Annotated in this window: 7 protein-coding genes; 4 read left to right on the forward strand and 3 right to left on the reverse strand. The window is 38.6% G+C overall.

Annotated elements, in window-relative coordinates:
• Window position 1: 1 nt before the first annotated feature.
• Together PFY09_RS18425 and PFY09_RS18430 are read right to left on the reverse strand one after the other, a co-directional pair.
• A complete protein-coding gene (locus PFY09_RS18425) occupies window positions 2-808 on the reverse strand; it encodes a lysophospholipid acyltransferase family protein (protein WP_076395816.1) in 807 nt (268 codons plus the stop codon).
• 27 nt (window positions 809-835) lie between these two features.
• On the reverse strand, window positions 836-1,462 hold the full coding sequence (locus tag PFY09_RS18430) for an NUDIX hydrolase (RefSeq protein WP_271160661.1): 627 nt from the start codon (window positions 1,460-1,462) through the stop codon (window positions 836-838).
• A gap of 1,477 nt (window positions 1,463-2,939) precedes the next feature.
• Here PFY09_RS18430 and PFY09_RS18435 point away from each other — a divergent pair.
• From PFY09_RS18435 to PFY09_RS18450, 4 genes are all read left to right on the forward strand, one after another.
• Window positions 2,940-4,595, forward strand: a complete 1,656-nt coding sequence (locus PFY09_RS18435; RefSeq protein WP_271160662.1) for a T9SS type A sorting domain-containing protein — start codon at window positions 2,940-2,942, stop codon at window positions 4,593-4,595.
• A gap of 2 nt (window positions 4,596-4,597) precedes the next feature.
• Window positions 4,598-7,795 (forward strand): RHS repeat domain-containing protein, encoded by a 3,198-nt coding sequence (locus PFY09_RS18440; RefSeq protein WP_271160663.1) that lies wholly within the window; start codon window positions 4,598-4,600, stop codon window positions 7,793-7,795.
• A 7-nt stretch (window positions 7,796-7,802) separates the two neighbouring features.
• Window positions 7,803-11,336, forward strand: a complete 3,534-nt coding sequence (locus PFY09_RS18445; protein WP_271160664.1) for a DUF6443 domain-containing protein — start codon at window positions 7,803-7,805, stop codon at window positions 11,334-11,336.
• 61 nt (window positions 11,337-11,397) lie between these two features.
• On the forward strand, window positions 11,398-11,712 hold the full coding sequence (locus PFY09_RS18450) for a hypothetical protein (RefSeq protein WP_271160665.1): 315 nt from the start codon (window positions 11,398-11,400) through the stop codon (window positions 11,710-11,712).
• A gap of 112 nt (window positions 11,713-11,824) precedes the next feature.
• On the opposite strand, the gene PFY09_RS18455 is transcribed toward PFY09_RS18450, so the two are convergent.
• On the reverse strand, window positions 11,825-11,977 hold the full coding sequence (locus PFY09_RS18455) for a hypothetical protein (protein WP_271160666.1): 153 nt from the start codon (window positions 11,975-11,977) through the stop codon (window positions 11,825-11,827).
• Between the last annotated feature and the right edge of the window lie 105 nt (window positions 11,978-12,082).

A 12,082-nucleotide genomic window follows, 5' to 3' on the forward strand; every position in this document is an offset into this window, starting at 1 on the left:
TTTAATTATCTGACTCTTTTTGCTCTGATTTTTTAGCTTTTAATTCTTCATCATAACTGTGCAGAACATTGAAATCCTCCGTCTGCTCAATCGCTGTCATGATTTTATGCAGAATCTGCTGTGCATTTTCTTTATCGTAATCTATATCAAGAGGCGCTTTAAATTCCATCGTTGGTTTTACACCCGTAACTTTTACACGAAGTCCCTTTTTATCGAAAGCCCTTCTGAACCCGTTGATTTTAATAGGAATAACAATAGGACGTTGGTTTTTTACCAGTTTTGCCGTACCCCTTCTTCCCTGTGCAAATGCTGCCGTAGTTCCCTGAGGAAAAGTAGCTACCCAACCGTTATCCAATGCTTTCATGATATTATCTACCTCACTCATGTCTACCATCCGGTTTACATTTTTACCTTCTGCTCTCCACGTTCTTTTTACCGTTACCGCTCCTGCAATCTTAAAGATTTTAGGAAGAATCCCTTTATTCATGGTTTCTTCCGCGGCCACGTAGTAAAAATCGATTTTAGGATTTAAAAGATAGATCGGATTTTTAATGGTGTTTAAATACCCATTGTTCACTGAGCAGAATGCATGATACATCGCTGCCACATCTGCAAAGTACGTTTGATGGTTGGATACAAACAGCACATTGGAATCCGGAAGATCCACAAGATACTCAGTACCGGTGATTTTTAGTTTATTAAAGCCGTTGAATCTTCTGTAAGATACAATTCCTAAAATAAAAATAATCAGCCTTTTTAAAAAATAAGGAGTTCCGAACGCGTCGGTGAAAATGTTTTTCTTCGCCATCTCTCAATTAAACACGGTATTGCAAAGTTACATTTTTTTCAGCAACTGGCTGAATTCGCTCAGGATCATTGCGGTAGCGCCCCAGATAATATATCCGTTGAAATTAATCACCGGAACTTCATTTCCTGCCGTGCTCGGTAAAACCATCATGTCCGGCTCATCCGGAAGATTGAGAAAACAGGTGATCGGAAATTCGATCACTTCCACTGCTTCACTTTGCTGCAGAATAAATTCAGGATTCTTTCTGGTGTATGAAATATAAGGATAAACATAAAAATTGCTGGGCGGAATGTAGATCGGCGACATCTCCCGGATCATCCGTACATAATGTTTCTCGATGCCGATTTCCTCTGAAGTTTCCCGCACGGCAGTTTCTGCAAAATCCTGATCCGTTTCTTCGCGCTTTCCGCCCGGTAAAGAGATCTGTCCGCTGTGACGGTCGTGCTCATTAATGGTTCTCTGGATTAAAGGGAAATGCCACTCATCGTTTTTCAGGTACAAAACAATGTTTACGGCAGCAAACTTTGGATTTTTTTCCAAAACCTCTTCATACGTAAAAACAGGGCGGGAAGGAGGCGAGAAAACACCGTGCGCATGGATTCCCGGCAATTCCGCAGTTTTTATTTTCTTTAATAAATCTTTTCCAAAACTCATTTTCAAATTTAATCATTTCTTTTGAAGAAAGGAAGAGCGGAGAATGTTAATTAATGGTAAAAGTGGGAGAGTGGTTGTTGGCTGTTTGTTGATGGTTGATGATTGATGGTTGTTGGGGGCTTCGGCTTCGCTCAGCGTAGTGCTTGGTTGATTTGTTTGAATGACTGAATTTATGAAATCTGTTTTTTGCTTGTTTTTGAAGGATGTTTTTTGATGAACGGGTTAAAATTACCGTAGAAATGTCCATTTTCCACCATCATAAAAAATTCTGACCTATTTTGACTGCTTTTGATAGGTTTTGAACGGTTTAAAAACCCATTTCTTCGGATCATGTTCGGGTCTTCTTCGGATCGGCTTCGGAAAAATGGGATTTTTTCCGAAGAAAGACCGAACAACAATCGAAGGATTTCGGGAGAATTTTGATAACAATATTTCTTTAATCGTACGCTTCGGCTCCGCTCAGCGTACTTCAGTGCGACTTCATTTTAAATAGATCATTGTAAACCAAACTCCACCGTGCGCTGAGCGGAGCCGAAGCGCACATCATCGTAAATAATCATTCCTAAAGTTGTTCAAACCCGCAAAGACGCAATATTTTTTAACATGCTCTATCTATTTAAGGCGCAAAGATTTTATCTCCGATAAAATTTTAATGCAGATATTTTTACGCTTCGGCTCCGCTCAGCGTACATCAGCGCGACTTTATTTTAAACAGATTATTGTAAACCAAACATTCACCGTGCGCTGAGCGGAGCCGAAGCGCACATCATCGTAAATAATCATTCCTAAAGTTGTTTTAATCGCAAAGACGCAAGTATTTATTTTTTTAATCACGTTTTAAGGCGCAAAGATTTTATCTCCGATAAAATTTTAATGCAGATATTTTTACGCTTCGGCTCCGCTCAGCGTACTTCAGTGCGACTTCATTTAAACAGATCATTGTAAGCCAAACCATCATCGTGCGCTGAGCGTAGTCGAAGCGCACATCAATAAGACTCTATTTTAAACAGATCATTGTAAACTAAACGCTCCATTGTGCGCTGAGCGGAGCCGAAGCGCACATCAATAAGACTCCATTTTAAACAGATCATTGTAAACCAAACCCTCCACCGTGCGCTGAGCGGAGCCGAAGCGTACATTAAAACATACACTTTAAAAAATATCACCATGATTTCCAACCTTTTTCAAAAAAATTGCATCCTTTAAAATAAAACGACATCTTTTGTCGTTAATGCTTTGTAATTTTGCAGAAAAGTAAAAAAGACAGGAGTTTATTTTTATTATTCTGAACAAAAAATTAATAAAAACAAGCTGTTAAAAGCTCATAAAAAAACAATAGCCATGATTAAAACAAATAAATTTCGGACAGGTTCTGTCAAATTCAGTATCAATTCTCTAAGAATGCGGGTTTCCTTATTTTTCTAAGCATTCCCTTTCTTAATTTCACCTTTACAATAACGTTAAAATTACACTAAGTATGAAAAAACTCAGCATGAGTGTGTTCACTCTGTGCGGCATTCTGGGCGTTTCCGCCCAGGAAGTAGTCTGGCAGAAAGACATCCGGTCTTCTACTCAGGATTTCCTTTCACAGGTCACCACAACCATCGATCAGCAGTATTTAATTACCGGAAGCAGCATTCGGGGTAACAGCCAAAAGATCACAGGCAGCAGCTCTCCTGCCACCTCCGGTCTGCCTTCTGCCACCTCGCAGCAGAATAATGGTTACGATTTCCATCTGGTTAAGCTCAACCAGCAGGGCGAAGAGATCTGGGAAAAATATTTCTCAGGGAAAAACCACGATTTTTTATCGGCAACGGTTAATACTCAGGAAGGCGGATTTCTTCTTGCCGGAACTTCCTACAGCGGAAAAGGTTTGGATAAAAAAGACGATTCCAAAGGCGGATCAGATTTCTGGCTGATCCGCATCAACGAATTTGGCGATGAATTATGGCAGAAAACCATAGGCAGTACAGCGGACGAAGAAGCGCGGGCGGTGATTCAGACCACCGATATGGGATTCTTTGTAGTAAGCAATGTGCAGAACTCACCGAAAGGCTACGGCTCCAAAGATGTTTTGGTGGTACGACTGGATAAAAGCGGGAAAGAACTATCCCAATTGGTATTAGGCGGGAAAGGTCTTGATGAAGTGGAGAAGATGATTCCCACCAAAGACGGTGGAGCTTTGTTAGGGATCTATTCCAGAAGCGCAGCTTTGGCAGGAAGCGGGAAGACGGAGGCTGGAAGTAGTAAAACCATCAACTATCAACCAAAAACAAGCAACAATTTTGGTGAAGGTGATTACTGGATCGTTAAGCTTTCGAAAGACGGAAAAGTGGAATGGGAAAAAAATTTCGGAGGAAAAGGCGACGATCATGTAAGAACACTTGCGCTGACTTCAACCGGCTACCTGATCGGTGGGGAGTCCAGATCGGAAAGATCGGGAAACAAATCAGTTGGTATTGAAGAAGGAACCGATCTTTGGCTAATCTCCATTGATGAAAGAGGCGAAGAAATCTGGCAGAAATCCTACAGCTTTAAAAATAGGGATGTTCTGATGGGGATGAGTGTCATTGCCGGGAAGCAGGAAGATGGAAGCGGGAAGTCCAAAGGGATTCTGCTAGGTGGTTACACACAGGCGGAAGGCAGGATTGAAAATGATGACGAGACTTTCTGGATGCTGTATCTCGACCAGAACGGAAATGAGCAGTGGAGAAAGCACGTAAAAGGAAAATCCCGAAAAAAAGAGGAACGGTTATCTGATATCAAGCTGAACCGTGACGGATCAATCATACTCGCAGGAACCAGCGCAGAGGAACTTGGAAAAGAGAACTGGAAGATTGTAAAACTGGGCGACAGACAGGTTGACCAGCTGATCGAGAAGCAGGATATTAGGATCTACCCGAACCCGGTAACGGATTATGTGTACGTGGAGCTTGGATTTGAGGGCTTGAGAGAGGGAGCGTTTGAGGCTGAAATTGCAGTGTACGATATGGGCGGAAGAAAGCTTGAAACGGTGAAAACAAAAAATAAGATCACCAAGATCAATACCCAGCCTTTGATTCAGGGAGCTTATTTGATTACCATTAAAACAGATACAAATAAAACCGCGAATGCTAAATTAATAAAAAAATAAACATGAAAAATAAAATATTATTAATGATAGCAATTACTTTTTCCTACAGCTTATATGCTCAGGATAAAAAGTTTGATATCAGTTTAAAATCACCGGATGCTTCACAAATTTCGAAAAGCACAGATATGCCTTCTTCAACTTATACAGGAGTTATAAGCAGCAATATTCCTATTTATAATATTAAAATTGATAATGAGAGTTTTCCAATTACTATTAATTATCATGCATCAGGGGTAAAAGTTAAAGAAGTTGCTTCGAAGGTCGGTTTAGGATGGTCTTTATCCATAGGAAACACCTCTTTATCAAAACAGATATTTGGAGAGGAAGACCGTGGCTGGGTGCCTAATATTCCTATGGATGAAAATTATTTTACTCCGAATGATTTACAGTCAACTAGCTATGCATTAGCAGCATCTATTACAGGATTTAACCAAGATACTGGAAATCAGGATTTATATGCTACCAAAAGAGATACTCAACCTGATATATTCTCATATTCTGTAAACGGTGTTTCAGGTGAGTTTCATTATGACCACACCGGAAAAATAATACAGATTCCTTATCAAAAAGTGAAAATTGAAAACGTTTTCAAGATTACAGATGACAAAGGAGTTATATATAATTTTATTGGTGGGAACTCTGTAAGAAATTTAGGTGGCAGTACTCCTACACCTCAGGATATACAGGTTACAGATTACGTAATAGAAAGTATTGTTTATCCTTCAGGTAAAAAAATAATGTTTGAGTACGATCCTATTTCATATGGTTATCTAAGCAACTATACTAAAAAATATTCATACCCAATACAAGATTGCCAAACCACTCTAGGAAACAGTGATGCATCGGCACAAAATGAATATGACGAATATCCAACTTATTCGGAAGTTCTTAAAGAATTTATTCTCAGGAAAATAACCTTTCCTGAAGGCGAAATTAATATAAATTATAGTACCAGAGAAGATATTGTTGATGGAAAAAAAATCAGCAGTATAGAAATTAAAGATAAGAATCAAAGACTTATTCAGAATTACCAGTTTAATCAAAGCTATTTTATTTCTACAGAACAGATTGATGTGCTTAATTATTCCAATCAGACATCTTCATTAATGAAAAAATTAAAATTAAATGAATTGGTGGAGACTATCGAAAATAAAAAATATCAGTTTCAGTATAACGAAGATATGCCTCTTCCGAATCGTTTCTCTAATGCAACAGATTATTTAGGGTATTATAACGGACAAAGTTTAAATACAGGAATTGAATATGTAGAATATAATAATCAAATCTATGGATTAGGTGATAATAAAGAACCTAACATTAATTTTGCTAAGCAGGGAAGCTTAAATAGAATAAAATATCCTACAGGAGGCTCTATGGATATTGAATATGAAAATGACAGCTTTTATTTTAATGATTACGAAAAAAAAATAAGCAAAAATGAACTTATTGTATCGAATACTGATCCAATGCAGACGATTAGCAGTCAAACTACACAAACTCAGATTAATTTCAAAGTAAAGTTTTTATCGACAATAAATCCTCAAGATGATGGTTCTGGAAGTTTACCTGTAGGCCCTCATTTTGTAGGAGAAATTTTAGATGCTAATAACACCGTTGTAAAAACATTTCTTGTAGTGAAAGATTATGATTTTCTGTTACCGGCACAATCTTATAAGGTAAGGGTCAGAAAATCAGGCAGTGTTCCTTCCTCAGAATATGCTTCTTTAGAATTAGAGTGGTTTGATGTTCAAAATCCACTTAAAGATTATGATAAAAATGTAGGAGGTATTAGGATAAAAAAAATAGTAAAAAAAGATTCTGATAATACTAATGCATTGATTCAAAACTATAAATATGTATTAGAAAATAACAGAACATCAGGAGAATATTTAGGAGATAAAATAAATTACTATTATATTTCAACAAGTCCTTATGGTACATTTGGAAATTCATGTTCCAGATTAGTAATTACAAATTCAGGAAATGCTAATCTTACAAGCATTAATGGTAAACCTGTTGCTTATAAAAGAGTAATTACAGAGGTAGAAAATACTTCAGGTACAGAAAATTATAAGACAATAGATTATTTTACCAATTATCCTTCTTCTAATTTTACATTTGCTGGTCAGCCTTTCTTTTTATATGCTAATAATCAGTATGCAAGAGGAATTCTTAATAAAAAAGAGTTTTATAATTCTGCAAATAATCTTGTTGAAAAACAGGAGTTTGATTATGAGTTTGATTATAAACTTAATGAACAATCAGCCGACTATTTATATTCACCTGAGCTTACTATCCAGCCTTATGTGCTAAACATAATTGCCGTTACATTAGATACTCCAACTACTTTTCCTTATTATAAAGCAAGTTTTCAATATTACAGATACTCGATAAATTCAAGTTGGGTAAAGTTGAAAACGCAAAAGAATACTCGTTATCTTAACAATCAAAGTATAGCAACGACTTCAAACTATTTTTATGATACTACTTATAAGCATCTTAATCCAACGTCTCTAATCATTAATATACCTGATTCATCTCAAAAAACAATCTATCAATACGCCCACGAAAAAGGTAACCAAAAATTAATTAATGCTAATATAATTGGAATTCCTTTGGAAACAGAAGTAAAAAAAGACAATAAAACCATTTCCAAAAGCGAAACAAAATATGATGATCCTGCCAATTTATTTCCGACATCTGTATTATCGTATGATCTCCAAAACCCTACAGTTGCTTCCACGGAAGTGACTTACGACAGATACGATGAAAAAGGAAACATCCTTCAGTACACCACCAAGGACGGAATTCCGGTAGCCCTTGTCTGGGGATATAACAAAACCCAGCCCATTGCCAAGGTGGAGGGAATCACTTACGATCAGCTGACATCCTCAGTTCCGGTTTCAGGGATTGTAACGGCTTCCGACAATGATGCCGCAGATCCTGCACAGGAAAGCCTTCTTCTGGATGCCCTGAATAGCTTCCGAAAACAGTCGGCGCTTTCAGGAAAGCTGATCTCCACCTACACCTACGATCCGCTGATCGGGGTAACCAGCATCACCCCTCCGTCCGGTGTAAGACAGACCTACACTTACGATTCGGCAAACAGGCTGAAAGAAACAGGAGTAAGAGGGAAAAACGGCGCAGGAAGCTATATCAACAAAAAAGTGTCTGAAAACAAGTACAACTACAAACCATAACACAAACATGAGAAAATACAGTACAACCAAAGCATTCTCCCTGTTGGGGCTGGTTTTTGCCGCGATGTCCTTCGCACAATCCCAGAACGAGAACTACATACAGTCCCAGAGCTGTCTGAATGACGACTGCAGCCGTAAATCCGAGACCATCACTTACTTTGACGGTCTGGGAAGACCCAAGCAGATCATCAGTGTAAAAGCGGCACCCGGCGGAAAAGACCTGGTAACGCCCATTACCTATGACGGCTTCGGAAGACAGGTGAAAAACATCCTTCCCGTTCCCGCCGCCACCCAGAACTCCTCCATCCATACCGGAATTACCGATGAAACGGCTGCCAACTCCTATTACGGGGTTTCCAACGCATATTCTGAAAAGGAAATGGAAAACTCCCCGCTGGACAGGGTATTGCAGCAGGCAAGCCCGGGAGAGCCATGGAAGATGAGCTCGGGACACACCCAGAAGCTGAAGTACGAAACCAACCTGGGAACAGAGGTGAAGAAATTTATTACCAGTACAACCACCAGTACCGTGAACAATGTTTCCACCACGGTTTCCACGCTTTCGGTTTCTTCAGATAATTCAGGATATTATTCTGCCGCAACACTGTACAAAAACACCGTAACCGATGAGGACGGAAATCCTGTAACGGAATTTAAAAACGGACAGGGACAGACGATTCTGGTGCGCAGAAATGACGGGGCACAGAATGTGGACACGTATTACGTGTACAACGAGTACAGCCAGCTGGCTTTCGTCATTTCCCCGAAAGCGGTAAAACAGATTTCAGATAACAGTAACCTGATTACGGATGCTATTTTAAACGAGCTCTGCTACCAGTACCGGTACGACGGAAGAGACCGTCTGGTTGAAAAAAGACTGCCCGGAAAAGAATGGGAACTGATGGTGTACGACAAACAGGACCGTGTGGTGCTCACGCAGGATGCGATCCTGAGAACAGTAAACAATACCTTCGGAAGCAAAGGCTGGCTTTTCACCAAATATGATGAGTTCGGAAGGGTGGCGTATACCGGTTTCTTCTCCAACACCGCATCGAGACAGGTGATGCAGAATGCCCTGAACAGCATGACTGCCAATGCCTACAATACCGAAAGAAGATCCTCCACCTCCTTTAATCTGCAGGGACTGGAGGTGTACTACGACAAACAGGCATTTCCTACGGGAAGCATGACCCTGCTTTCGGTTAATTATTACGACACCTACCCTCCCGAAGCTCCGGCGGTTCCGGCAACGGTTCTCGGGCAGCATACGATGAAACAGACCCTGGGAAGCAGTGAAGATGCTTCCACGATGGGGATTTTAACCGCTGCCTACGTTAAAAACATAGAAGACAACAACTGGACGAAAACCTACAGCTATTATGATTCGATGGGAAGAGCCATTGCCACCAAAAGCACCAACCATCTCGGAGGATACACCAACACCGAAACCGAGCTGGATTTTGCGGGGGTTCCTGTAAAAACCAATACCTATCACCTCAGAAAGCAGGGCGAAGTCGGGGTAACGGTACAGGAAAGATTTGAGTACGATTCTCAGAACAGGTTGGTAAAACATTACCATCAGGTAGACAATAATCCTGAAGAACTGCTTGCCGAAAACACCTACAACGATCTGTCCCAGCTTGTGAACAAGAAAGTGGGAAATAATCTTCAGAGCATCGATTACACCTACAACATCCGCGGATGGATGACCAAGATCAATGATCCGGCAAACCTTAACGGAAAACTGTTTGGATACAAAGTAAAATACAGTGAAATGGAAGGGCTTGAAACTCCCAATACAGACTTTTCTACTCTGAAAGTAAAACCGAAATACAATGGCAACATTGCGGAGGTAGACTGGAGAACAGGAACAACCACAGGAGACAACCTGAGAAGATACGGCTATGTTTATGATGGAGTGAACAGATTACTGGCAGGATTTTACCAGAAAGATACCAATCCTTCTGCAAAGGAATATTTCGAAAAGATGGAATATGATCTTAACGGAAATATCTCCAATCTGAAAAGATCGGCACAATCTCAGCAAGGTGCTTCTGCATTTAATATTGATGATCTTGGCTATATTTATACCGGAAACAGGCTGACTTCCGTTACCGATTCCTCAACAGATTACAGAGGTTATCCCGATACTTCAGGAAACACCATTTCCTACGACCTGAACGGAAACATGAAAGATCATAAGGATAAAGGTATTCTTCAGATTGATTATAATTTTTTAAATCTTCCGAAATACATTAAGTTCAGTGATTTTGCAAGTTACGACAGGAGCAATAAAGTATATGTAAATACGAATTATCTTTACAGAGCAGATGGCGTAAAGATGAGAAAAGTACATAATTATAAAGATCCTTCCTATGCTTATGCTTTGGGAACCAGAACCACCGATTACTTGGATGGGTTTCAATATGAATATGACTGGACACCATTATCCGGAATACCTACGAATGATTTTCAGTTAAAATTTGTTCCAACTTCAGAAGGGTATTTTGATTTTGTAAAAAATAAGTATATTTACAACTATACAGATCATTTGGGAAATATCCGTTTAAGTTATTTCAACAATGGAAGTGGCGCAGAAGTTCTTGAAGAAAATAACTATTATCCTTTTGGGATGAAGCATGAAGGATACAATACTTCTTTCAGTTTTGGAAGCAGTTACCAGTACAAATACAACGGTAAGGAATTACAGACGGAGTCCGGCATGTATGATTACGGTGCAAGGTTTTATATGGCTGACATCGGACGTTGGGGAGTTGTGGATCCATTGGCTGAAAAGATGACGAGACATAGTCCTTATAATTATGCGTTTAATAATCCAATAAGGTTTGTTGATCCTGATGGAATGGAAAATAAAGACATTCATCTTTTAGGAAATCTGGCAGATAAAGCACTTGAGCAATTAAATGCAAATAGTAAACTTGCTATGACAAAGGATGAAAATGGAAAATTAGCTACTGCAGATTTAAGTAAAGCTGATTATAATAAGCTATCTGCAACAGATAAGGTTTTATATGATGGGATTAAGAATACCAGTATTGATTCAAGAATTATTGCTGATAGTAATAATTTAACACCAAGTGGAGGATTAAAACCGGGAGGTTCTTTTGGAGGAGCTGATTATGATGCTGCTACAAATATGAGTACAGGAACCCAATATACAAATCCTGAAGTATTAGGAAACGCTGAAAGCTTTACAGGAACTCAAAGAGGTACAGGAATGACGCATGAAGTTGTAGAAAATGTACTTATCACACAAGAGTCTTTAAAAACTAAAAGTGATGTTGCTATTGATACACAATCAAATCCAAGTCCTGGTTTCCAAAAAGGACATGACGCTGCAAGAGCAATGATGCCATATGATAATCTGGTAATAAAACCTCGTGTTGTAAGTGAAATACGAGGGATGGAAGTTAAATGGCTTTATGAAATGTATACTCCAAAAGGACAAAGAAATACTAAATCTTATGGAGAAAAGATCCATTTTAGAATTCCAGTCAATAATAAAAACTTAAAGAAATAATATTATGAAATATTTAATATTTTCCATTTCTCTAATACTTATTAGTTGTACATCAAGTAAAATGTTAGATATTGAAAAAGATTCTTCTGTTTATAATGTAAAAATAACTAAAGTGTATGAAAATGAGAAGAGCTATATTTTTGTCACAGATAAAAATGATGTAATAGAATCAACAAAACAACTTACACAAAATTTAAGATGTAAAAAGATTAAAATAGGTGATAGTTTAAAATTTGATGTTATTCCAGTAAGCGGAATGGTTGATGAAGGAGGAAGATTACATATAGAAAGAATGTTTGATGTAAATGATTCTTTATCTATAGGCTATCGAGAGTTATATTTTGCGAAGATTGTGAAAAAATATTGTTGGAAATAATCTTTATATTTTACCCGATGACGCGGATTTGTAATCCGTGAGCAACAATAAAGAACCCACCGCTTTGCGGTGGGTTTTGTGTTTTATAAAGTTGTTTCGCGAAAGCGAGGTTTTATTGCGTAATAATCTGCTGTAGATTATCTTTCATTCTTTTGTTAGAGATTGCTAGATCAATCATTTTAAGCAAAGCCTGTTGTTCGTCTTCAGGGAGCAGATCAATCAATTTTATTTTTTCTAAAAGCGGTAGATTAAGTTCTTTCTGCAAATCATTGTCATTAAAAAACTCACCTATGGAAACCCCGATGACGCGGATTTATAATCCGTGAGCAACAATAAAGAACCCACCGCAATTGTGGTGGGTTTTGTTCCC

It is taken from the genome of Chryseobacterium gambrini, assembly GCF_027920505.1.
Taxonomy (GTDB): Bacteria; Bacteroidota; Bacteroidia; order Flavobacteriales; family Weeksellaceae; genus Chryseobacterium; species Chryseobacterium gambrini.